The organism is Bradyrhizobium sp. LTSP885 (assembly GCF_000938305.1).
GTDB lineage: Bacteria > Pseudomonadota > Alphaproteobacteria > Rhizobiales > Xanthobacteraceae > Bradyrhizobium.
On record NZ_JYMT01000011.1, the window covers coordinates 1 to 22,538 of the forward strand.

The window sequence follows — 22,538 nt, forward strand, 5'->3', positions numbered from 1 at the left end:
CGTGTGATTCCAAGAAGAGATGAGAAACGAATCGCTTGTGAACGAAGACTGGGCGCGTGTTGTTTCGCGGCTGGGCGGAGCTGAGGCTCTGGAGGCTGGCGCGCGGGAGACGAAGGCGTTTGTTCGCCCGCGCGAGATCAGCAATGCAGTCGATCTGCTGCGGCTGATCCTTGCGTATTGCCTGGGCACGAGAGGTCTGCGGTTGACGGCGGCATGGGCGACTTCGGTGGGCCTTGTCGATATCTCCAACGTGGCTCTGTTATACCGGCTGCGTCAGTCCGGGGATTGGCTTGCACAGCTGATAGGCCGGGCACTTGCGAGCGGTGCGCCGAAGGCAAGCCGCGGTCGACTGATCCGCATCGTTGACGCCACGACGGTCCCAAAAGCTGGAACCGGCGGCAGGCAGAAGAATGCGGTGTGGCGCATCCACAGTGCGTTCGATCTTCCGCAAGAACGTTTTGGTCACTTCGAGCTGACCGACGAACGCGCGGGCGAGACGCTGGACCGGATCCCGCTGATTGCCGGCGAGATCCGTCTTGCCGACCGCGCCTATCTGCAGCCGGAGCGCATGGCGTATCTGGTCGAGGCCGGTGCGGACTTCGTGATCCGCTCGGGCTGGAAGAGCGCTTGTTGGCTGGATCGCAAAGGCAATCTGATCGATCTCGTCGCCGAACTGCGCAAGGCCGCGGCACGCGGCATCATCGACCGGCCGATCTGGGTAAAACGCAAGTCTGGTGGAGCACCGCTTGCTGTGCGTTTGGTTGCCGTCAAGAAACCTGCAGATGCGGCTCAGGCTGCACGGCGCAAGGCACGCAGGACGGCTCAGAAGGGAGGCCATCGTCTCTCCAGGCAAACGCTTGATGCTGCGGATTGGGTGATCCTGGTGACCTCGCTCAAGCCCGAGGACTTCACAACCGCTGATCTGCTTGCCCTTTACCGGCTGCGATGGCGGATCGAACTCGGCTTCAAGCGGCTGAAGAGCCTGATTGGCTTGAAAGGACCTCCAGGAACTGACGAGCGGTCTGCCAGACCCCATATCCTCGCTCACCTGCTGATCATTCTTCTGCTCGAGCCGCTTGTCGACGAACTCGAGGACTCTCCCCGCTTGGCCGAAGCCGCCTAACCAGACCTGCAGCATGGCGCCTGCTCCGTCAGCTCATCGCCTCCCTGCTCCAAGCCATCATTCCCCAGCCCACAATCGCGCGTCTGCGCAGAGCCAGCCTCGCTCTCCAACGACATCTGCGCGAGCCTCCCAGACGTAAACGCCGCTATCAGGCCATGATCAAACTATCTTAGCGCCTATGGGCGAAAGCCGGGACCCATAACCACAGGGTCGTGTTGTTAGTCCGAGCTGTGGCCCCAGCGTCGTGCAACGATGAACTGCGGTGGTTATGGGTCCCGGCTTTCGCCGGGACGACACCTGCTTTGTCGGCCACACGGAGCGCTCGCCGCGGTCTCGCCTGACGGAATATTTCCGCGCTTGCCAAGGTCGTGCGAGCGGTTCAGAAAAAAGCTGGACATGAAGAAACGCCAGCGGAGAACGATTTGACCATCAAGGGCAAGGCCTACATTGCCGGGATCTATGAGCATCCCACCCGGCACGCACCCGATAAATCAACCGCGCAGCTTCACGCCGAAGTCGCCAAGGGGGCGATCGAGGATGCCGGGCTCACCAAGGACGATATCGACGGCTATTTCTGCGCCGGTGATGCGCCGGGCGGGCTGTGGCCGATGGTCGATTATCTCGGGCTCAATACCAAGAAGCTGCGCCACGTCGATTCCACCGAGACCGGCGGCTGCTCCTACCTGATCCATCTCGGCCACGCCGCCGAGGCGATCGCTGCCGGCAAGTGCTCGGTCGCGCTGGTGACGCTGGCGGGCAAGCCGCGCACCGGGGTGATGCCGCCGCGCGCCTCCGGCGCCGAGGCGGATTTCGAACTCGCCTACGGGGCGACCACGCACAATGCCTATGGCATGTGTGCCATGCGCCATATGCACGACTACGGCACCACCTCGGAGCAACTGGCCTGGATCAAGGTCGCGGCCTCACATCACGCGCAGTACAATCCGCACGCGATGCTGAAGGAGGTCGTCACGGTTGAAGACGTCCTGAACTCGCCGATGATCTCCGATCCGCTGCATCGCATGGATTGCTGCGTCGTCACCGATGGCGGCGGCGCCATGATCGTGACCACGCCCGAAATCGCCAAGAGCCTGAAGAAGCCGCTGGTGCGCCTGATCGGCCACGGCGAGGCGGCGAAGGGCCCGCGCGGCGGTAAGGATCTCGACCTGACTTACTCCGCCGGCGTGTGGTCCGGACCGCGCGCCTTCGAGGAAGCAGGCGTGACGCCCAAGGACATCAAATACGCTTCGATCTATGACAGCTTCACCATCACCGTGCTGATGCAGCTCGAGGACCTCGGCTTCTGCAAGAAGGGCGAGGGCGGCAAGTTCGTCGCCGACGGCAATCTGATCTCCGGCGTCGGCAAGCTGCCGTTCAACACCGATGGCGGCGGCCTCTGCAGCAACCATCCCGTCAACCGCGGCGGCATGACAAAGATCCTCGAGGCCGTCCGGCAGCTGCGCGGCGAAGCGCATCCGAAGGTGCAGGTGCCGAATTGCGATCTCGCGATCGCGCATGGCACCGGCGGTCTGCTCGGCGTTCGCCACGCCGCCTCAACCTGCATTCTGGAGCGTGCGTGATGTCTGAAGCGAAGAAGTACAATGCCCCGGTGACCAACCCGGAGACCGCGCCGTTCTGGGACGCGGCCAAGCAAGGCAAGTTCATGATCAAGCGCTGCACCGCCTGCGGCGAGGCGCATTACTTCCCGCGCTCGATCTGCCCGTTCTGCTTCTCCGACAAGACGGTGTGGGAAGAGAGTTCGGGCGAGGCTGTGGTCTACACTTACAGCCTGATGCGGAAATCGCCGACGGGGCCTTACGCGATCGCCTATGTCACGCTGAAGGAAGGTCCCTCGTTGCAGACCAATATCGTCGATTGCGATCTGGAGACTGTGAAGATCGGCCAGAAGGTGAAGGTGGTGTGGAAGCCGACCGATGGCGCGCCGCTGCCGTTCTTCGCGCCGGCCTAATTACCTTCTCCCCTTGTGGGAGAAGGTGGCAGCCGAAGGCTGCCGGATGAGGGGTCTCTCTCCGCGCAAAGAATCTCTCTGCGGCGCGAACCCCTCACCGAAGCGTGTTTGTGACGAACGCCGGTGTAGCCCTCTCCCACAGGGGGAGAGGGCGCAGCAATCAGCACCGCGAGAAAAGATACTCGGGAGAAAAACGACAATGCCGATCGTGTACGAACAGCTGATGGCCCTGAAGAACCTTGGCCAGAAATACAGCTACGCCGACCGCGACGTGATGCTCTATGCCTATGGTATCGGGCTCGGCGCCGATCCGATGGACGAGAAGGAGCTCGCCTTCGTCAATGAGGGCACGCTGACACCGCGTGCACTGAAGGTGGTGCCGACCTTTGCGTCGGTTGCGGCCTGGGGCGCCGGCCCCGGCGAGATGAACCTCAACCGCGTGATGGTGGTCGACGGCGAGCGCGACATCACCTTCCACAAGCCGTTTGCGACGGCGGCGCACATCACCGCCGATTCCACCGTGCTCGACGCCTTCGACAAGGGCAAGGACAAGGGCGCGGTGATCCGCCACCAGACCGTGCTCAGGGACGAGAAGGGCGAGAAGCTCGCCACGCTCGTCGCGTCGCGTTTCGCGCGCGGCGACGGCGGCTTTGGCGGCCCGTCGGAAGGCCAGCCCGAGCCGCACAGAGTGCCGGAGCGCGCGCCCGACAAGGTCGTCGACATCACCACGCGGCCCGACCAGGCGCTCATCTACCGGCTCTGCGGCGACCGCAATCCGCTGCACTCAGATCCGGAGTTTGCGAAAAAGGCCGGCTTCCCGCGGCCGATCCTGCACGGCATGTGCACCTACGGCATCACCTGCCGCGGCGTGCTGCAGACCTATGCCGACTACGATCCATCCGCCTTCAAGCAGCATGCGGCGCGGTTCTCCTCGCCAGTGTTTCCCGGCGAGACCATCACCATGGAATTGTGGAAGGACGGCAACGTGGTGTCGTTCGAAGCCAAGGTGAAGTCGCGCGGCGTCACGGTCATTAAGAGCGGCAGGACGGTGCTGGGTTGATTCATCCGTCGTTCCGGGGCGCGCGAGAGCGCGAACCCGGAACCTCGAGATTCCGGGTTCAGCCCTGCGGGCTGCCCCGGAATGACGGCAACTAAAAGGGAGAAGAAACCATGGGATTACTCGACGGCAAAGTCGCCATCATCACGGGGGCCGGCGGCGGACTTGGTGAGGCCTACGCAAAACTGTTCGCGCGCGAGGGCGCGGCGGTTGTGGTCAACGACCTCGGCGGCCCGCGCGACGGCACGGGCGCCGACAAGTCGATGGCCCAGAAGGTCGTCGACGCGATCAAGGCCGAGGGTGGCCGTGCGGTGGCTAACGGTGCCGATATCTCGACGCTCGCCGGCGGCCAGTCGGTGTTCGACGACGCCATCAAGAATTTCGGCCGCGCCGACATCCTGGTCAACAATGCCGGCATCCTCCTGGACGAGACCTTCCACAAGGCCAAGGAAGAGAACTGGGACAGGGTGATGAAGGTGCATCTCAAAGGCACCTTCTGCTGCACCCAGCCGGTGTTCAAATGGATGCGTGACAATGGCGGCGGCGTCATCGTCAACACGTCCTCGACCTCGGGGCTGATCGGCAATTTCGGCCAGACCAATTACGGCGCGGCCAAGGGCGGCATCTGGGGCCTTTCCAACGTGCTGGCGATCGAGGGCCGCAAATACGGCATCCGGATCTGGACCCTGGCGCCGGGCGCCTTGACCCGCATGACCGCAGATCTGCCCCGCTACAAGGAGAACCCGGGTGCGGCGCTCGGCCCCGACGGCATCGCGCCGGCCGTGCTCTACATGGTCAGCGATCTGTCGGGCGACCAGACCGGCAAGGTCCTGGGCGTCTCCGGCCCGCGCGGCGTCCGCGAGATGCGGATGATGGAAATGGACGGCTGGAAACCGCCATTTTCGGGTTGGAAGGCCGAGGACATCGCCAGCCATGCCAAGGAGATCTTCTTCTCCGAGGAGCAGATCAAGATGGGCGCGCGGCGGTTTTAGATGATAAACGTCGTTCCGGGGCGTCCGAAGGACGAACCCGGAACCTCGGGATTCCCCGGTGCGCAATTGCGCACCTGCGGTCTGGTGCTTAAGCACCATCCCGGAATGACGATCAAAAATCGAGGCACACATGACCAAACTCACCGCCCAGGCCGCAGGCACCTTCGCCATCGCGCCGACCCCGTTTCATGACGATGGCCGCATCGACGAAGCCTCGATCGACCGGCTGACCGATTTCTACGCCGACGTCGGCTGCGATGGCGTCACCGTGCTCGGCATCCTCGGCGAGGCGCCGAAGCTCGACGCCGCCGAGGCCGAGCAGGTCGCGGTGCGCTTCGTCAAGCGTGCGAAAAACATGCAGATCATCGTCGGCGTCTCGGCGCCGGGATTTGCCACCATGCGCTCGCTGGCGCAGAAATCGATGGATGCAGGCGCCGCCGGCGTCATGATCGCGCCGCCGCCGAACCTGCGCACCGACGACCAGATCGTCACCTATTTCAAGCAGGCGCAGGAAGCCATCGGCACCGACATTCCCTGGGTGCTGCAGGATTATCCCCTGACCTTGACCGTGGTGTTCACGCCCGCCGTGATCCGCAAGATCGTGATGGATAGCCCATCCTGCGTGATGCTGAAGCATGAGGATTGGCCGGGGCTGGATAAGCTCTCGACCTTGCGCAACTTCCAGAAGGACGGCTCGCTGCGGCCGCTGTCGATCCTGGTCGGCAATGGCGGCATGTTCCTCGATTTCGAGATGGAGCGCGGCGCCGACGGCGCGATGACCGGCTACGCTTTCCCGGAACTCCTGATCGACGTGGTCAACCTCTCCAAGGCCGGCAAGCGCGACGCCGCGCACGATCTGTTCGATGCCCATCTGCCGATGATGCGCTACGAGCAGCAGCCCGGCGTCGGCCTCACGGTACGCAAATACGTGCTGCAGAAGCGCGGCATCATCTCGTCCAGCGCCCAGCGCAAGCCGGGCGCTGTGATCACGCCGCAGACGAGGGCGGAGGTCGATTATTTGCTCTCGCGGGTGGCCCGCGTCGACCGCCGCGCCAATCTGCAACCGCAATCCAGCGCAGCAGGCTAGCGCATGACCGACATCGTCGCTCCGCGCCTTGCTTCGACGGTCCTGCTGTTGCGCGACAGCAAGGTTGCGAACGAAATTGAAATCTTCATGATGGTCCGCCATCACCAGATCGAGTTCAATTCGGGTGCGCTGGTGTTTCCGGGCGGCAGCGTCGACAAGAATGACAAGGAGATCGCGGCCAACCCCGCGCTCTATTCAGGCGGGGACGGGCTCGACGCCGACGCGCTCGGCTTCCGCATCGCTGCGATCCGCGAAACCTTTGAAGAGAGCGGCATCCTGCTGGCGCGGCCGAAAGGATCGAAGGACCTGGTCGACGCAAGGCCCGCGAACGAGATCGCGATCGCGCATCGCGCTGACCTGAACGAGGGCAAGATCACCTTCCTGAAGGTGTTGACCGACAACGGCATGCTGCTCGCGCTCGACGAACTCGTGCCCTATGCGCACTGGATCACGCCGGAAGGCATGCCAAAACGCTTCGACACCTGGTTCTTCCTCGCCGCGGCGCCGCCGGAGCAACTCGGCGCCCATGACGGCAAGGAGTCCACCGATTCGATCTGGGTATCGGCGCGCGAGGCGCTGGAAGGCGGCGAAACTGGCCGCTTCAAGCTGCCGTTCCCGACCACACGCAATCTGATCAGGCTCGGCAAGCAGGGCAGCGTGCAGGCCGCGCTTGACGACAGCAAGGGTAAGTCGATCGTCACGGTGATGCCCGTCATGACCAAGACCGCCACCGGCCGCCAGCTCCGGATTCCCAAGGAAGCCGGCTACGATGGCGAGGTATTCGACGTCGGCGCGGTGGGGTGACCCGTCATCCTGAGGAGCGCGCTCTTGCGCGCGTCTCGAAGGATGCACGGCCCGGCCGGTGGCCGTCGATCCTTCGAGGCTCGCTCCGCTCGCACCTCAGGATGACGGTTCATTCAGTTGACACACTTCGGCGAGCAACGAAGTATCCTGTGCTTCGCTCCATGTAAACTCCATCTCGATAGTCCGAGGGATGGAATCCGAGATGGAACAGGTTACGCCGCGCCCGCCCAACATGGCCTTCGAGCTGGCGCTGCTGCTTGCGCTCGCCACGCTCTGGGGCGGCTCCTACACCTTCATCAAGCTCGGGGTCGCGACCATTCCGCCGATCACGCTGATCGCGGCGCGCACCGCGATCGCAGGCGCCCTGCTGCTGGTCATCATGCGCTGGCGCGGCGTAGCGATGCCGGCGGATATTCCGACCTGGCGCCGCTTCATCTTCCAGGCCTGCCTCAACAGCGTGATCCCGTGGACACTGATCGCCTGGGGCGAGCGCATGGTCGACGCCGGGTTGACCACGATTCTCAATTCGGCCTCGCCGATCTTCACCTTCCTGTTCACGGTCGCGATAACCCGCCATGAGGCCGCAAGCCCGAGAAAGCTGTTCGGCGTGGTCGCCGGCATGGCCGGCATCTGCCTGATCGTCGGGGTCGATGCGTTCCGCGACCTCGGCACCGGGATCGTGGCCGAGGTCGCGATCGTCGTCGCCACCATCAGCTACGCCTGCGCCGCGATCTTCAGCCGGGGGTTCAAGGACCTCGACCCGATGGCGCCGGCGGCGGGCTCGCTGATCGCAGGCGCCGTGATCCTGATTCCGGTTAGCCTTGTCGTCGACCAGCCCTGGACGCTGTCGCCGTCGACCAGTTCGCTGCTGGCGCTGTTGGCGCTCGCCGTGTTCTCGACCGCAATCGCCTTCGTGATCTATTTCCGCCTGATCCAGACCCTCGGCTCGGTCGGGACCACGGCGCAGGCCTACCTGCGGGTGCCGATCGGGGTCGCGCTCAGCGTCGTCTTCCTCGGCGAAGGGCTGAGCCCAACGGCATGGATCGGGCTCGCCTGTGTCGTGGTCGGGGTCGCAGCGATGACCATCCCGGCGCGAAAGGCCGCCACGGCCTGAAACCGGCAACGGTCGTGGCCCCCGGAGCTTGCATGATTTCGGAATAATGGAATAATGCCACTGATTTGCCCGACGTGTCAAGTTGTCGTGTCGAAAGCCGGCGGCCCACCGGCTACTTTGCATGGGGTTGTTTTCGATATTTTAGCAGTGCACCCCTGCGATAGCCCTGCGGCGGCCGGGGCCGGCGCGGCCGCGCAAGTCCCGGATTGGGGCGATCCGCGTCATCAGCGTGACGCAAATCACCCTCGGTCGCGCCGATGCCCTGTTGGTGAGCGTCAGCCTGTTCCCCACAGCCCGTAATTTCCCGTATATTGCGGCCGACTGGACCCCGGCCTCGATGACATGACCGCTGAATTGCCGCCGAATTCGCAACCGCCGCGCGCATTTTCCCTCTCGATCGGACAGCTCACGTTCGGCAGCTTCCTGCTGGTGCTGGCCGTGATCATCATCACATCGACCGCGAGCGTGGTCGCGATCCGCCACATCGACGCGACCTTTGCCGAGCTGCAGCGGCTGCAAAGCGTCGGCGACATCGCCGAGGATATCGATCGCCGCATGAACGAGCTGCGGCTGGCGGCGCGGGATTTCGTCACCGAGCCCGGCAGCCAGTCGGCCCAGGTCGCGGAGGCCGCGCAATCGCTGAGCGACATCCTGAAGAAGACCCGCATCGTGCTGGCGCCCGAGCAACAGGAGATGATCGACGGCGTCACCCAGCGGCTCGCGACCTATCGCGGCGGCATCGATCGCATCTCGACACTGCTCAGCCGCCGCGCCGAACTGGTCGCCGGAGTGCCGCCGCTGCGCGATGCCTTCGACCAGGCGGTCGCATCGATCGCCGATCCGGGTCTGGCGACAACGCTGCTGGAAGCGCAAAGCCGCATCGCCACGGCGCTGCTCGCCCACAACACGTCTGCGGCCGAGCAGGCCGCGCAGAGCATGCGGGCGCTGGCCATTTCCGACGCTGCCTTGCGGAGCGCGGTCGACAATTACGCCGAGGCGATCATCGCGATCTCGGTGCGGGAAGGGCAGATCGCCGATATCGACAAGGAAGTGCTCGGTGAGGAAGGCCGGCTGATCCAGCGCGTCACCGAGCTGTTGCGCGAACTCAGCACAAGGCGTGGCCACGTGCTGTCGCGGGATTTCGCGCGCACATTGGCCGAGGCAAAGTGGCAGAGCATCGTGCTCGGCACGGCCGGCGTCCTGATCGGGCTGTTCGCGGCGGCGTTGGTGGTGCGCCGCACTGTGCGGCCGCTCGCCAAGATCGCGCGCTCGATCCGCAGGGTCTCAGGCGGCGAGAAGGACGCGTTCATCCCGGGCGCCGATCTCGACAACGAGATCGGCGATATCGCGCGCGCCGCCGAAGTGTTCCGCCAGGCCCTGGTCGATGCGGACAGCGCGCGTGAGGCGGCGCTGCGCGCGCTCGCCGAGCAGCGGCTCGCCGAGGAGAGCTACCGCAAGCTGTTCGAGGCCTCGGTCGAAGGCATCTATGTGACGACGCCGGGCGGCGCTTTGCTCAATGCCAACCCGGCGCTGGCGCGGATGATGGGTTATGCCACCCCGCAGGACCTCATGAACGGCATCGCCGACATCGCTTCCGCCGTCTATGTCGATCCGGCGGCGCGGACGCAGTACCAGCAACTGATGCAGCGCGACGGCGTTGTGCGCGACTACGAGTACCAGGTGCGCTCGCGCGACGGCTCCGTGCTCTGGCTGTCGGACTCCGCCACCGTCGTGCGCAACGACGAGGGCGAAGTGATCCGCTACGAGGGCACGGTGCGCGATATCACCGACCAGAAGCGTGCCGAAGACGCGATCGCCGAAGGCCGCCGCCTGCTGCAGATGGTGATCGACACCGTGCCTGCCGTCATCAACGTCAAGGACCGCGAGCTGCGTTATGTGATGATGAACCGCTACATGGCCGGCATCTTCGGCGTCGAGCCGCAGGACGCCACCGGCCAGACCACCGCCGATCTGATGTCGCGTTACGGTGCGGCCAAGACCGATGAAAACGACAAGCGCGTGCTGTCGGCGCGGCGCGAACTCGGCTTCTACGAGGAGGAGTACAAGGATTCCGCCGGCAACATGCGGCAATGGCTGGTCAACAAATTGCCGATCCTCGGCCCGCAGGGCGAGATCGAGAACATCGTCACGGTCGCGCTCGACATTGGCGAGCGCAAGCGCTCCGAACAGGAGATGCGCAAGGCAAAGGATTCCGCCGAAGCGGCGCTGCGCAATCTGCGCGAGACCCAGAACTCACTGATCGAGGCCGAGAAGCTTGCAGCCCTCGGGCGGCTGGTGGCCGGCGTCGCGCATGAGGTCAACAACCCGGTCGGCATCAGCCTGACGGTGGCCTCGGCGCTCGAACGCAAGACCGCGATCTTCGGAGGCCAGGTCGAGCGCGGCGATCTGCGCCGCTCCACCCTCAATGACTTCCTGGAAACAGTCCGGGATGCGTCCTCGCAGCTGGTCGCCAATCTCAACCGCGCCGCCGAGCTGATCCAGTCGTTCAAGCAGGTGGCCGCCGACCGCAACTATTCGGACCAGCGCAGCTTCGACCTCGGCGATCTCACCGAGCAGGTGGTGATGAGCCTCCGGCCTGGCCTGCGTAAGCACAATTTGACGCTCAACGTCGATTGCGAGCCGAATCTGGTGATGAACTCCTATCCTGGGCCCTATGGTCAGGTCCTGACCAATCTGTTCCTCAACGCGGTCGCACACGCATTTCCGGACGGCAAGGCCGGCGAGGTCGACATCCAGGTGCGCGCGTCGGGCAATGACAATGTCGAGGTGATCTTCGCCGACAATGGCTGCGGCATGAGCCTCGACGTGCGGCGCCGCGCCTTCGATCCGTTCTTCACGACGCGGCGCGACCAGGGCGGCACCGGGCTCGGCCTGCACATCGTCTACAGCATCGTCACCACGCGCCTCGGCGGCCGGCTCGCGCTCGAGTCTGCGCCGGGCACCGGCACGCGCATCCAGATCGTCCTGCCCCGCGTCGCACCGCTGGAGCAGGCGGCGGAGTAGGCGGGCACGACGAGCGGAGAACAAGTTCAGCCGTCATTGCGAGCGGAGCGAAATCGCTAGTTGATATCCGCGAGCTTGTGCAGCGTGGCGCCGAAGATCAGGCTCGCTTTGCCGACCAGCGCGGTTCCGTTCATGGTGCCGCGCGTATCGGTGAAGGTGCCGGTGACGCCGACGCCGACCGGGGCGGGTCCGCCGAACAGCGGATTTTCGGTTTCGCGCGGCGTGGTGTGGCGCTGCACGAGCACTTCGCCCTTGAAGGCGTCGCCCTTCACCGTGTAGCTGCCGGTGTAATAGAGATAGGCATCGCCGCCGAAAATCTGGCCATCGCGGAACAGAATCACGCCGCTGCCTTTGCCGACGCGTCCGTCCAGCAGGGTCACGTGAATCGAATATAGCCCGTTCTTCATAGTGTCCCGATCGCCGGCCGCCGCGCCCACGGAAAGCCGGTTGTTTTTTATGCCAAAGCGCGCACGATCGTGCAACGCGGCAGGTTGATTCCGGGGCGCGCGCAGTTGGGGTGGACCCTCGGTTCCTGCCAGCCTGTGTGACGGCGCAATGACAGCGGACCATGCCCGCGAATCACTATGGCCCGCGAAATGCATAGCTCTGGTTGCACTGGCCGGTGAGTGCTGGAGCAAGAGACATATGGCAGACTGGATTGATTCCGGCGGCCGTTTGGCACGCCATCGTAATGACAATGGAACTTCAGCTTGGCGTCGTATCGGTCGTGTGACGGCGCTATTGAAGCTCGGCCTGATAGTGTTGGTGTCAGTGGCAGCCGTGCAGTTCGCACACGCGCGTGATCCCGATGGCCGCTACGCCAATTCGCCGCTCAAGCAATGGTTCGATGGTTTGCGCAGCGGCAAGGGCCCGTGCTGCTCGGATGCCGACGGCAGCGCGGTCAGCGACGTCGACTGGGAATCCAAGGACGGGCACTACCGCGTCCGTCTCGATGGCCAGTGGATCGACGTACCTGAGGAGGCCGTCATTACCGAGCCGAACCTGGCCGGTCGCACCATGGTGTGGCCGATCCGCGGCTACATGGGCGTGACGATCCGCTGCTTCATGCCGGGTAGCATGACGTAGCGGCGCACGATCACGTTCCGCGTCATCCCAGCGACAACGGCGAAGCCGTTGCGCGGGGATGACGGTGACGCGCGCGCCGACTTGCTCGTCGCGCTCACGCGTATTTCTTGTCGCGCTCCAGGAGCTCGATCGAGATGCCCTGCGGGCCGCGGATGAAGCAGATGCGCACGCCTGGGCGGATGGTGGTCGGCTCCTTGGTGAACGCGACGCCCTTGGCCTTGATCTCGGCGGCGACCGCGTCGATGTCCTTGACCGTCAGCCCGAAATGATCGAGCCCCTGATAGGGCGTCAGCGGGGCTGCGTTGACGCCGTCACCGGCAGTCACTTCCGCGATGAACACTTTGGCGCCGCCGAGCTGGACATCGATGCGGCCGGGGCCGCGGATGATCTCGGCGCCGAGGACGTCGCGGAGCCAGGTGGCCGTCGCCTCGGGATCTGGACTGCGCAGGTGGACGTGGTCCCAGGTCACGGTCGGCATCGCGATCTCCTTTGTTATTCATGCCGCGCGATGAGCGCGGCGGATGCGGCGCAAATCTAGCGGCCAGTCGGGCGCAATTCCATCCCCGCGTGACATCGGCAGCAATATTGAGCCGCAATCTCGCCGTGCCGGAATGAAACCAATTTGGCTGTCGGCGATTGTCCCGACAGTAGCGCCCCGTACCGCGGCCATCGTCGCTGGAAGCCTTACGGTGCGGCGCCCGTATGGCTTTTTTCATGAGCGGCAGCAGCCGCCGGGTGAGGGAACGGCAATGCGAATCGGCTGGGCGTCGTTTCGTGGGCTTGGGACCGGACATCTTGGTACCGCCGGCATCGGCGTGAGCCTGGTTGTGCCGCTGATCGCCGTTGCAGGTATCGCGGCATGGCTGATGCTCCCCGATCCGAGCGATGCCGATGATCTGGACGACGCGCCAGCGTCCTCTGCGATCATCCTCGCGGCACAGAACGCCTCGATACAGAATCCGTTGGCCGAAGCTCAGCCGGGCCAAGCCGCTACTGCAACCGTACCCGCAGTTGAGCCCGCCGCGGCCGGGATCGTCACTGCGCCGGAGGCCAAGCCGGAGAAATCGCCGCTCGATGGCTTGCGGATCGCATCGCAATCATGGCGCCGGGGCGGGCTTGGCTCGAAGGCGCTAGTCACCCTGACGCTGCGCAACGCCAACGACTTCGCGGTGAAGGATATCGAGATTGCCTGCGCCTTCATCCGCCGCGACGGCAGTCCCCTGACCGAGCGCAAGCGCCTGATCAGCGACACCATCGCCATGAGGAGCCGCAAGACCTATCCGCGGATGTTGATCGGATTCGTAAATATTAATGCAATTAAAGCGAAATGTTCCGTGGTGACCGCGAGCCGCCTCTAAACCCTGCATCTCGAAAAAGTGACTGCCGGGGGTGAACCATAAACGGCCGCAAGGAACTAACTGATACATCGCCAGTTAGACCATGACCCGGCAGCGCGGATGAGGGCTCCCCGGGTGATCATGCGCAAACGAACACAACGTTGGCGCACGGTGGCGTTTGCCGCTGTGCTCCAGGCGAGTTGAACCGCGCCCGTTGCGCGGGGGGAGCTACCGAAATGCCAGTCGCGCGTTATTTCCTGTTCGTCGGCGGAGTTCTGCTCGCGCTGCTGTTCGTGATCGACGCCATTGTCCCGCAGGAGACCGTGGTCGCCGCCGTCACCAACCCGTCGGCCCCAAGCTTCGACAGGAGCACGGTCCGCATCAGGTCGACCCAGAAATTGCCGGAGCGGGTGGTGTATGACACCAGCCTGCCAACCGTCATTCCGCCGCAAGTTAACGTTGTCGCCGCAGCTGCCCCCGCGGCCGCGCGAGAGACGTCGGCTCAGGCGCGCGTCCGCGACACCTTCGCCCAGTTCATTCCTGCGGAAGCCAAAAACGACGTGAAGACCGATGCTCGCGGCAAGCCGGCGGTGGCGGAGACGAAGCCGCTCGAGCAGCAGGCACAGCTCCAGCCGGTGCAGGCGCCGAAGAAGCGCAAGGTCGCCAAGACCCACACCAACCCGCCGACGCAGTTGCAGCCGACGCGCTTGGCGCAGCCTGGCCCCTTCCAGCCGTTCCGCGTCGCCCAGCAGCAGCCGCGCTCCGGGCTGTTCAGCGGCTTCGGCACCTGGTAGCCGGATTGACCGGCGTGAAATTGACCGAGCGGCGGCACCGTCGGTCGTGATCGCTTCATCAAGCTGACAATCGAACGTCCAGATCGCCGTCGCATCCGCGACGGCGATTGTGGTTAACGCGGCAGCCGCGGGATCTTGTCGGCGAAGCCGTTGTAGCAGGTCAGCCGCTCGTCCTCTTCCTTCAGGAAATGGCAGTCGCTGACGCCCTTCGCGGCCGGAGGCTTCGGCTTGGGCTGCGGCTTGAAGATCGCGTCGTAGCAGATCAGCCGGTCCTTGGTCGCATCGTCGATGTCCTGACACTCCTGCAGCCGGAGCGCGATCGATTGCGGCTTGCCCGGCGTGGCTGATTTCTCGCCCTTCTTGGCGGCGGGCTTCTTGCCGACCTGGACCAGCGGCTTGTCGCCGACCATCGGCGGCGGCGAGGCGGCTGGCTGGGCGGTGGCGGCAGGCGGGGTAGCCCCTTGGGCAAGCGCAGCGGCCGGGTACAGGAGCGCGAGCGCGAGGATGATCTGTCTCATGTCGAAATGTCCGAAATGGCGTGATGACCGGGAGGAGGGCGCCGGGGATCGGAAAAGCCCGGCCGGCGCCGTGACTTATCGCAACTTATTGGTAAATCCTACCCCAGACTTTGACGGTATTATGTAACCGTGACGAGTTCGCCGATTGCGGCCCTCAGGGCCGATGCGGTGATTTGCGTTTGTCCGACCGGCTCGCTATGAACAGGCCATCTGCGCGACTGGCGCTTGGATGGGATACCATCGGGGAGCGCAGAGACTGACGCCGCGCGCCTGGGCACCGCTTCGACATCGGAGGTGCCATATGACGGCGATCATTCTGGATGGGCACGTACACGCCCAAATTCTCATCGACAATATTGCAATCGAACTGGATCGGATGCCCCGCGCGCCGGGGCTTGCCGTTGTGCTGGTCGGTGACGACCCGGCCAGCCACATCTATGTGCAAAGCAAGATCAGGATGGCCGAGCGGCTCGGCTTGCGCGGCGGCGTCGAATTGCTGCCGCACGGTGCCGGCGAGGGCGAGTTGCTCGCGCTGATCGAGAGGCTCAACGCGCGCGACGATGTCGACGGCATCCTCGTGCAATTGCCGCTGCCGGCACATATCGACGCGTTGCGCGTGATGGCCGCGGTCGATCCGTCCAAGGACGTCGACGGCCTGCACGCCCTCAACGCCGGTCGCCTGTTCCACGGCGACGACGCGCTGGTGTCGTGCACGCCGCTCGGCTGTCTCCGGCTGATCAAGTCGATCCGGCCGGATCTCACCGGCGCTCATGCCGTCGTGATCGGAAGCTCCAACATCGTCGGCAAGCCGATGGCCGCGCTGCTCCTGAAGGAGCAGGCGACCGTGACGCAGACCCACATCCACACCCGCGGCATCAGCGGCATCTGCCGTCAGGCCGACATTCTCGTCAGCGCGGTGGGCAAGGCCGGGCTGGTGCGCGGCGACTGGATCAAGCCACAGGCCATCGTCATCGATGTCGGCACCACCCGCGTCCAGACGCCCGACGGCGGCTACGCGGTGCGCGGCGACGTCAGCTTCGATGAAGCGGTTCTGGTGGCCGGCGCCATCACGCCGGTGCCGCGTGGCGTCGGTCCGATGACGATCGCCTGCCTGATGGAGAACACGCTGAAGGCGGCGAAGGCGAGGGCCGCGCGACTGCATTAGCAGACCGACATCGGGAGCGGGGAGCCGCGGCTACCCGCTCAGCCATGTCCGCAGCACGGCGGTTGGGACAAGTGCGGACAAGTACCTTGCATTACATGGTACCTTGCTATATACAGAACTGGCTGCTCGCGGGAGTTCGATGGCCGCCGGCATCGGGAGGAGGATGACCATGCATATGCGACGGGTTTTCGATCGCCGTCATGTTCTGGCCGGGCTTGGTGCGAGCCTGATCGCGCCGCGCGCAATTGCCGCGGTGTCAGAGGACACATTCAGCGCGCGCCTCGCGCAATCCGAGAGTGCCGGCAGGATCAGCGGCCTCCATGCGCTGCTGGTGAGCCAGGGCGGCAAGCTCGTGTTTGAGCATTACGGGCAGGGCGACGACGAACAGGCAGGCCGTGGGCGGCTCGGCAATGTCGTGTTCGGTCCCAACGTCCCACACGATTTGCGCTCAGTGTCCAAGAGCGTGGTCGGCCTCGCCTATGGCGTCGCGCTCGCCGCCGGCAAGGTGCCGCCGCCTGAGGCGAAACTCTACGAGCAGTTTCCGGAATATGCCGATCTTGCGCGCCAGCCCGGCCGTGATCGCATCACCATCCATCATTTGCTCTCGATGACGCTCGGGCTCGAATGGGACGAACTCACGGTCCCCTATGGGAGCGACCTGCGCAATTCCGAGATCGCGATGGAAGCAGCGCCCGATCGTTTCCGCTTCATCCTGGAGCGGCCGATTGTCGACGAGCCCGGCACCAAATGGACTTATTGCGGCGGCGCGACCGCGATCCTGGGTCGCCTGATCGAGAGGGGCACCGGCGAACCGCTGCTCGCCTATTGCCGCCGCGTGCTGTTTGATCCGCTGGGCTTCGGTCCGGTCGACTGGGCGAAGGGCCTCGGCGATGGTCAGTATCGCGCCGCCTCGGGCCTGCGCCTGTTGCCGCGCGATCTTCTGAAGATCGGCGAACTCTGGCGCGCCGGCGGCGCGTGGGACGGCCAGCAGATCGTGCTGCGGGATTGGATGAAACGCGTGGTAGCGCCTGCGGTCACCATCGCGGATGACCGCCGCTACGGCTATCAATGGTATCTCGGCGGGTCCATCGCCGCGGCCTCACAGCGCTTTGAACCCTGGGTCGGCGGCATCGGCTGGGGTGGCCAGCGCCTCTACGTATTCCCCAAGCTCGACGTCGTCGTGGCGCAATGCTGCGGCAATTACGGCAGGCCGGGCACGGAACAGCGGCGCATCAACGATGCCATCATCTCCGAGGTCGTGCTGGCGGGCCTCGCCTGAAACTCGCCTGCGACAAGCACGCACGTCGCGCGATGCGGAACCGTCACGTGCGCGGTCAATGCGTCGCGCGCGGGGAACGTTTCGCTGCGGCATCGGTTCGAGAGTTGAGGCCCTGAGGAAACGGGCGAAGCGGGGAAGAAGCCAGCCAAGACCGGAACCCAAACAGGAGCAGCTGATGAAGCTAAATTCCGAACAGGTGAAACGGACGATGATGCAAATGGAGGCCGAAGTGCTTCCCGAGGATCATCCCGCGGTCGCCCGATTGAACAGCGTCTTCGGAGACCACACCTTTTTTGTCGACAGAAGCGGTCTCAAGGTGCTCGAACCCGCCGAAACGCGCGACATCGAGGGAGAAGCCGGCGAGGTCGTCAGTCTCGCCGAGTGGAGCGACGCGACTTTGACCAGTCTGCAGCCGCATGAGCCGGAACCGACCGGCGTGATCGTGGTGCTTGACCCAACCAAGCACTGATCGGTTCTCTTAGGACAGAACGGTGCCGTGGCCGGCCCCTTGCGGGGCCGGTGGCGGGCCGATTCCTTTTGATGCTTCGCCCGTTGCAGCCGCGGCATCGCCGACAGTCCCCTTCGTCACATCAAGAGGTGCCGAAAGTCACATGGCAAATCAGCGTTGCCTGCGTATGCATCGGGTCCAGGTGGAGCGCATCCTAGCGATGAGGGGAAAATGGGGACCGTGCGGCGCTGGACCTTTGACGAAGACGAGAAGCTCAGGGCGCTCGCCAAGGCCGGCAGGAATGCCCTCGAGATCAGCAACGAGCTGACCCGCAGCGCCTCGGCGGTGCGGCGGCGCGCGGAAGTTCTGTCGATCCTCATCGTTGCGAAAGCCTATCGGGCGCGCCCGTCGCACGTCGCCACCCATCTCGAACGGGTTGCGATCGACGCGATCAACAACGGCCGCCGGTTTCCGGCCGGCGTGGGCCCGAGTACCATCGCCGGAATGATCGACAAGGGCTGGATCGTGCCCGAGGGCGGACGGACCTATCGTGTCGCCGACGCCGGCGTGGAAGCGGTGCGCCGCAAGATCCCGAGCAGTTCGTAAGCGCGAGCACAGCCTCGCGATTCTCCTTCATCTTCGCAGCTGCATGGACGATTTGTAATCGTCTGTCCGGGCTCGGGCCCGAACGCGCTTCAAACAAGCTTCGACCAATTGGCAGGCGACCCATCCATCTGGAGATGTCACATGCCGATCAAATCCAACATCGCCACCTCGGCCCTGGTGGCACTCGCACTGACCGTCGCAGCAGGCCAGACGCGGCCGGCCGCCGCCGGAGAACTTCATATCGACGGCGGCATGATCGACGGAATCCTCAACAGCGCCCTGGCCGCCAACCGCAGCTACTACGGCACCGGCGATCCGCGTTGCCCGTTGGTTCACACCTCCGATCACTACGGCCATTATGTCGGCTGGGTTCACACCTGCATGCTGCCGCCGACCATCTCGCACGGCGTCCTGCAACTCCGCTCGCCGCGTTTGATCGTGGGCGACGAAGACCGGCGCGCGGCGCGGTGGTGAGCGTCGGCACGTGCAGCGACAGCCGTGGTCACCAAATTGTAGCGTTGAAATGGCGCGCTCGGAGAAATTCGAACTCCCAACCCTCGGAATCGAAATCCGATGCTCTATCCAGCTGAATCCAGCTGAGCTACGAGCGCGTGTGGTTCGGTCGATTACCAGACCTGAGCTGGAACAGCCAGTGACGCCCGGCCTCAGAAGCAGGGATGGCGGCGGCGATCCTGGCCCGATATAGGCGGCCGAGCTCTGACCGGTGACGGTGCACAAAAGAGCAAAGGCGCGTCCACCCAAGACCTTAGGCTCTCGCCTAGACGCGCGGAAGCGCCTTCAGAGGAATTTAAATCTTGGCGTGCATCATTGATTCATGCGTGATATGGTTGTGAGCGGAGGAGCGCTTTCTCGCGAGGCTTTCAGATGAATCAGATGAAATGGGTTCGAGGGTTCGTAGTTGGTTTAACGCTGTTTTGTTTGCTCGCTTACGCTCTTGCTGCGATAGGCTTCGGCGTCTCGAAACTTGGGTGGATACAACCCTTCGCGACTGACTTTTTTGCTCTGGGCAGCTACCAATTCATGTTCGGGTTGCCCATCTCCGCAGTGGCGGCCGCTGCGATTGTGGTCGTTTTTCAAGAGGTCGCTCCCCCGAAGAACGAGGGCGGAGATTTGTCGTTCGATGCGTTCGGTGCCAAGTTTTCAGGTCCGGCGGTTCCGGCGACGCTATGGATAGTCACCTATTTGGCTCTCGTCGTGTCGATGCTTGCTGTATCGCACACTGATCAACCGCTGGCGCAGCAAAGCCAGTCAGAAGTCGCGTCTAAGCCCGCACACTAACGGCTTGCCAGAGCGTCAAGTACGAATTGTGCCCTGACACCAGTATCGACCAATCCGGTGCAACGTCGGGCTGGCGAAATTGGAGCGTGTTTGGCCGCGGGGCTGGCGCGCTCTGAGAGATTCGAACTCCCGACCCCCGGAATCGAAATCCGATGCTCTATCCAGCTGAGCTACGAGCGCGTGTGGTTCGGTCGATTACCAGACCTGAGCCGGACGGAGTTACGGTGACAAGTGCACTTAATCGAGAACGAAGGCGTGTGCGGCCGTCGCAGTGCGAGGTGATGTTGTGCGCTGTTCCAGGGACAACGATGCGAACGAGGGCAGTTATGCCTGTGTGATGAGCGCCCAGAGGGAGGAGTAGGCAATTAAGTGCACTGGCACCGTAGTTCGCCTTACTGCATTGCAACTCACTACCGAGCGCGACACTTGAGACGGGATGGTGAGCAGCCATCGCTAGCGGAACGGTGGCGCCGGCCAGCAAATTTGCGATCAGGAGCATGCGTGCCTTACGACTCCACACCGAGCCCATCATAGCCATCGCTCCATTTGAACACTGGGGGGCGCTAGGCCGGGTTTGTTTCGGGTCGGCTTCGTGGTCTGGGAAAATGATTTCGTGGGCCGCCCGGCGGGTTTCTTCTTGCGGTATCGTGCGCTAGCGCTCTAGGCTGCCACCATTACTTGAAAAGGGGAGAGCGGACGTGGCGACAGGCACTGTGAAGTGGTTCAATCCAGTCAAGGGATTTGGGTTCATCCAACCCGACAGCGGTGGCAAAGACGTATTCGTGCACATCTCGGCGGTGGAAAAGGCCGGTCTGAGCAGCCTCAATGAGGGTGTCAAGGTGAGCTACGAGGAGAAGGAAAACCGCGGCAAGACGTCCGCGGAGAATCTGAGAGTCGGCTAGGCCCGATTTGGTTCCGCGATTGCGCTCACCGGTTCACGCCGGTGGGTTTTCACTTTGTGGCTCCTCGCCTAGCTTCGAATTGCGGCGCCCGCGGGGTTGAGATCGAGCGCGGAGTTACGGTGACAGTGCTGGACTGTCATCGTAACTCCTTGGCGTCGTAGCGCTGGACAATCGCTTCGAGGGAGATCGGCACGGTAATGGCCGCTGTAACGCCTTTGCTTCATCCCACGGCGAGCGCATCCAAACGTCGCGTTTCTCGTCGGTCGTCAGGATCACCGGCATCGCCTTATGAATCGGCGCGACAACCTCATTTGGAGAGGTGGTCAAGAATCCATAGACAAGATGTGGACCGGGGATCGGCTTGGACTTCGTGCCGCGATCACCTCTGTATTCGGTCGAGATGCCAGCGAAGGCGGTGAGCCGGCGGTTCACCTATTTGGCCGGGTTTCCGTATGATGGCCTGGAATACACGGGCACGTTGCCAATCTTGTGTCCTTTGTCGTTGATTATGGCAATGCGGCGCTCAGGATCATCTTCGGGCTTATCGAGCGATATGCCTACGGCAAGCACCGTCGCCCTGATGACTGCGGCAATATCGTCGTCGCAAACAAAGCCTGTTGGATCAAAAAGCCTGTGGCCGTCTTCAACATCGAAAAAGTAGCGGGGCATTGGCAACCTCCAGTTCGCCAAGTTCCGCCCTACGGCATTGTTCCGAATATCGAGGGTTGCCTCAATGATCAGCGAGGGATTTGTTTCAATTCGGAACGAATGCGGACGCACGGTATTGGGCCATATGGTGCGAATTGGCAGCAGGACGTGGTCAGTAGCGCAAGTTGCACATTTGACGGCGCTAATTGATGCAGGAACATCGGCCGCGCGTGCCGCTATCGTGTTGAAACGTTCGATAATTGTCGTACGGGCCAAGGCGCGCAGTCTGGGTAAGGCTTTCAGGTAGCCTGGCACTCCGCAGCGGGTCATCGCGGAACCGTTTCGCGTGGTGCAGCTTGGTTTATATGCACACGTTCGAGACGTCTGATCGAAAAGTCGCGCGGCGCTATCGGTATCATCAACATCGCCGCCAAAAAGCAACCCTGATCGTAAAAGGATCGCTCGTCGCGGGACTGGTTCATTCGGTCATGGAAGTTAAATCCAGCACCCCGACGCGCTGGATTATCAAGGTTGTTGCCAATCCGCACCGCGCAGCCGGACTGATCCCTCCGTTAGGCCCCGGTCCGACCGGTGCTGTCTCTGTTCGGACGCTCGCTCTGACAAATGGGAGAGTGGTGAAAACTGACCAGTCGCGCATGGCTGTGTGTGATCAACTGAAGGTGGAATGTTGCTTAGTCGCGAGATAGCGCCATTCCCCAGACGGCCCCAGCGCTCGCCAGCCCCGGCGCCGGGGCCGGTCTGCCTCCTGGAACATTTGTGGCTGATAAATTCCCATTTGTGAGAAGCGCCCGAGCTTCAAGCAATCGATGAGGTGCATACTGGCAAGCCAACGATTCAGACGATGGTCTCCCGGTGACGACGTGCGGCTTTTGATGATGGAGGCGGCCGAAATTCATCCAAGGGAGACAGGGAGGGCGCTCGGACGAACCGAGGTCGCGATTGGTCTTCGTCGCGCCGTGCTCGCCAAAAGGCAGCCCGCGGATGGGGCTACCGAGTTGTTCTTTGGCAGCAACGAACACCGCTTCGGGTCGCCAAGTCCGGCCATCTGTTGGATCAGCGACCTTGGTTTCGTCAGCGTGAAGTAAGCCAGCCTCGACTTGTTCGGCGCTGAAGCGGCCTCCTTCCTACATGTTGAAGATTATCCGAGACGCCAAGATCACCGAAAAGACGCCTAGTCCGATGATGGCGATACTCAAAATGCGGTCGGCTACCATGACGCCCCCTTGATTGCAAATTTACTTCGCGAGCTTCGGAATCATCTGCCC

The 22,538-nt window shown here is 63.5% G+C and carries 23 protein-coding genes, 2 tRNA genes, 1 pseudogene and 1 riboswitch; of the genes and pseudogenes, 19 read left to right on the forward strand and 7 right to left on the reverse strand.

Going from position 1 to position 22,538, the window contains the following annotated elements; genetic code table 11:
* Positions 1 to 19 precede the first annotated feature (19 nt).
* The 9 genes from UP09_RS07415 (at position 20) to UP09_RS07455 (ending at position 11,170) form a co-directional block, all read left to right on the forward strand.
* Positions 20 to 1,123, forward strand: coding sequence for an IS4 family transposase (locus tag UP09_RS07415; protein WP_044535962.1), 1,104 nt, complete (start codon positions 20 to 22; stop codon positions 1,121 to 1,123).
* 422 nt (positions 1,124 to 1,545) lie between these two features.
* Positions 1,546 to 2,703, forward strand: coding sequence for a thiolase family protein (locus UP09_RS07420; RefSeq protein WP_044537441.1), 1,158 nt, complete (start codon positions 1,546 to 1,548; stop codon positions 2,701 to 2,703).
* Positions 2,703 to 3,092 (forward strand): Zn-ribbon domain-containing OB-fold protein, encoded by a 390-nt coding sequence (locus UP09_RS07425; protein WP_044537442.1) that lies wholly within the window; start codon positions 2,703 to 2,705, stop codon positions 3,090 to 3,092. The genes UP09_RS07420 and UP09_RS07425 overlap by 1 nt, the downstream gene beginning before the upstream one ends.
* A gap of 199 nt (positions 3,093 to 3,291) precedes the next feature.
* Complete coding sequence (locus tag UP09_RS07430) at positions 3,292 to 4,152, forward strand: MaoC family dehydratase (protein ID WP_044537443.1); 861 nt, start codon at positions 3,292 to 3,294, stop codon at positions 4,150 to 4,152.
* A gap of 110 nt (positions 4,153 to 4,262) precedes the next feature.
* On the forward strand, positions 4,263 to 5,141 hold the full coding sequence (locus tag UP09_RS07435) for an SDR family oxidoreductase (protein WP_044537444.1): 879 nt from the start codon (positions 4,263 to 4,265) through the stop codon (positions 5,139 to 5,141).
* Between the two features lie 130 nt (positions 5,142 to 5,271).
* Complete coding sequence (locus tag UP09_RS07440; protein WP_044537445.1) at positions 5,272 to 6,228, forward strand: dihydrodipicolinate synthase family protein; 957 nt, start codon at positions 5,272 to 5,274, stop codon at positions 6,226 to 6,228.
* Between the two features lie 3 nt (positions 6,229 to 6,231).
* Positions 6,232 to 7,032, forward strand: coding sequence for an NUDIX hydrolase (locus tag UP09_RS07445; protein WP_044537446.1), 801 nt, complete (start codon positions 6,232 to 6,234; stop codon positions 7,030 to 7,032).
* 202 nt (positions 7,033 to 7,234) lie between these two features.
* Positions 7,235 to 8,146 (forward strand): DMT family transporter, encoded by a 912-nt coding sequence (locus UP09_RS07450; protein WP_044537536.1) that lies wholly within the window; start codon positions 7,235 to 7,237, stop codon positions 8,144 to 8,146.
* Between the two features lie 342 nt (positions 8,147 to 8,488).
* Positions 8,489 to 11,170: a PAS domain S-box protein gene (locus UP09_RS07455; protein WP_044537447.1), complete on the forward strand. Its 2,682-nt coding sequence runs from the start codon at positions 8,489 to 8,491 to the stop codon at positions 11,168 to 11,170.
* A 56-nt stretch (positions 11,171 to 11,226) separates the two neighbouring features.
* Here UP09_RS07455 and UP09_RS07460 read toward each other — a convergent pair whose 3' ends face one another.
* Entirely contained in the window at positions 11,227 to 11,577 is a 351-nt protein-coding gene (locus UP09_RS07460; protein ID WP_044537448.1) for a GrlR family regulatory protein, read from the reverse strand.
* Positions 11,578 to 11,815: 238 nt separating this feature from the next.
* Between UP09_RS07460 and UP09_RS07465 the strand changes: the two genes are divergently transcribed.
* On the forward strand, positions 11,816 to 12,256 hold the full coding sequence (locus UP09_RS07465; protein ID WP_082070027.1) for a hypothetical protein: 441 nt from the start codon (positions 11,816 to 11,818) through the stop codon (positions 12,254 to 12,256).
* Positions 12,257 to 12,350: 94 nt separating this feature from the next.
* Here the strand turns inward: UP09_RS07465 and UP09_RS07470 are convergent, their stop codons facing one another.
* The gene (locus UP09_RS07470; protein ID WP_044537449.1) at positions 12,351 to 12,734 is read right to left on the reverse strand and encodes a VOC family protein; all 384 of its coding nucleotides are present in this window, start codon (positions 12,732 to 12,734) and stop codon (positions 12,351 to 12,353) included.
* Between the two features lie 43 nt (positions 12,735 to 12,777).
* Between UP09_RS07470 and UP09_RS38820 the strand changes: the two genes are divergently transcribed.
* Positions 12,778 to 13,614 carry a hypothetical protein gene (locus UP09_RS38820; RefSeq protein WP_156164501.1) on the forward strand — a complete coding sequence of 279 codons (837 nt, stop codon included), beginning with the start codon at positions 12,778 to 12,780 and terminating at the stop codon, positions 13,612 to 13,614.
* 215 nt (positions 13,615 to 13,829) lie between these two features.
* Positions 13,830 to 14,387 carry a hypothetical protein gene (locus UP09_RS07480; RefSeq protein WP_044537451.1) on the forward strand — a complete coding sequence of 186 codons (558 nt, stop codon included), beginning with the start codon at positions 13,830 to 13,832 and terminating at the stop codon, positions 14,385 to 14,387.
* A 113-nt stretch (positions 14,388 to 14,500) separates the two neighbouring features.
* On the opposite strand, the gene UP09_RS07485 is transcribed toward UP09_RS07480, so the two are convergent.
* On the reverse strand, positions 14,501 to 14,905 hold the full coding sequence (locus UP09_RS07485) for a hypothetical protein (protein WP_044537452.1): 405 nt from the start codon (positions 14,903 to 14,905) through the stop codon (positions 14,501 to 14,503).
* Between the two features lie 204 nt (positions 14,906 to 15,109).
* Positions 15,110 to 15,188, forward strand: a riboswitch (ZMP/ZTP riboswitch).
* Positions 15,189 to 15,206: 18 nt separating this feature from the next.
* Here UP09_RS07485 and UP09_RS07490 point away from each other — a divergent pair.
* The 5 genes from UP09_RS07490 to UP09_RS07510 all read left to right on the forward strand — a co-directional run bounded on the left by UP09_RS07490 (position 15,207) and on the right by UP09_RS07510 (position 18,877).
* Entirely contained in the window at positions 15,207 to 16,070 is an 864-nt protein-coding gene (locus UP09_RS07490) for a bifunctional 5,10-methylenetetrahydrofolate dehydrogenase/5,10-methenyltetrahydrofolate cyclohydrolase (RefSeq protein ID WP_044537453.1), read from the forward strand.
* Positions 16,071 to 16,239: 169 nt separating this feature from the next.
* Positions 16,240 to 17,349: a serine hydrolase domain-containing protein gene (locus UP09_RS07495; protein WP_197082630.1), complete on the forward strand. Its 1,110-nt coding sequence runs from the start codon at positions 16,240 to 16,242 to the stop codon at positions 17,347 to 17,349.
* 175 nt (positions 17,350 to 17,524) lie between these two features.
* Positions 17,525 to 17,818, forward strand: coding sequence for a hypothetical protein (locus UP09_RS07500; RefSeq protein ID WP_044537454.1), 294 nt, complete (start codon positions 17,525 to 17,527; stop codon positions 17,816 to 17,818).
* Between the two features lie 210 nt (positions 17,819 to 18,028).
* A complete protein-coding gene (locus UP09_RS07505) occupies positions 18,029 to 18,403 on the forward strand; it encodes a hypothetical protein (RefSeq protein WP_044537455.1) in 375 nt (124 codons plus the stop codon).
* A 141-nt stretch (positions 18,404 to 18,544) separates the two neighbouring features.
* Positions 18,545 to 18,877 carry a hypothetical protein gene (locus UP09_RS07510; RefSeq protein WP_044537456.1) on the forward strand — a complete coding sequence of 111 codons (333 nt, stop codon included), beginning with the start codon at positions 18,545 to 18,547 and terminating at the stop codon, positions 18,875 to 18,877.
* A 50-nt stretch (positions 18,878 to 18,927) separates the two neighbouring features.
* Here the strand turns inward: UP09_RS07510 and UP09_RS07515 are convergent.
* Positions 18,928 to 19,014, reverse strand: a tRNA-Arg gene (locus tag UP09_RS07515).
* A 274-nt stretch (positions 19,015 to 19,288) separates the two neighbouring features.
* On the opposite strand from UP09_RS07515, the gene UP09_RS07520 reads away from it, so the two are divergent.
* Positions 19,289 to 19,702: a hypothetical protein gene (locus UP09_RS07520; RefSeq protein ID WP_156164502.1), complete on the forward strand. Its 414-nt coding sequence runs from the start codon at positions 19,289 to 19,291 to the stop codon at positions 19,700 to 19,702.
* A gap of 103 nt (positions 19,703 to 19,805) precedes the next feature.
* Here the strand turns inward: UP09_RS07520 and UP09_RS07525 are convergent.
* Positions 19,806 to 19,882 (reverse strand) — tRNA-Arg (locus UP09_RS07525).
* Positions 19,883 to 20,400: 518 nt separating this feature from the next.
* Here UP09_RS07525 and UP09_RS07530 point away from each other — a divergent pair.
* Positions 20,401 to 20,604 carry a cold-shock protein gene (locus tag UP09_RS07530; RefSeq protein WP_044537458.1) on the forward strand — a complete coding sequence of 68 codons (204 nt, stop codon included), beginning with the start codon at positions 20,401 to 20,403 and terminating at the stop codon, positions 20,602 to 20,604.
* A gap of 114 nt (positions 20,605 to 20,718) precedes the next feature.
* Here UP09_RS07530 and UP09_RS36825 read toward each other — a convergent pair.
* Positions 20,719 to 21,033: pseudogene (locus UP09_RS36825) on the reverse strand (SOS response-associated peptidase family protein); the annotation flags it as partial.
* A gap of 3 nt (positions 21,034 to 21,036) precedes the next feature.
* Positions 21,037 to 21,528 (reverse strand): DUF6894 family protein, encoded by a 492-nt coding sequence (locus tag UP09_RS37475; protein WP_156164503.1) that lies wholly within the window; start codon positions 21,526 to 21,528, stop codon positions 21,037 to 21,039.
* Positions 21,529 to 22,538 lie beyond the last annotated feature (1,010 nt).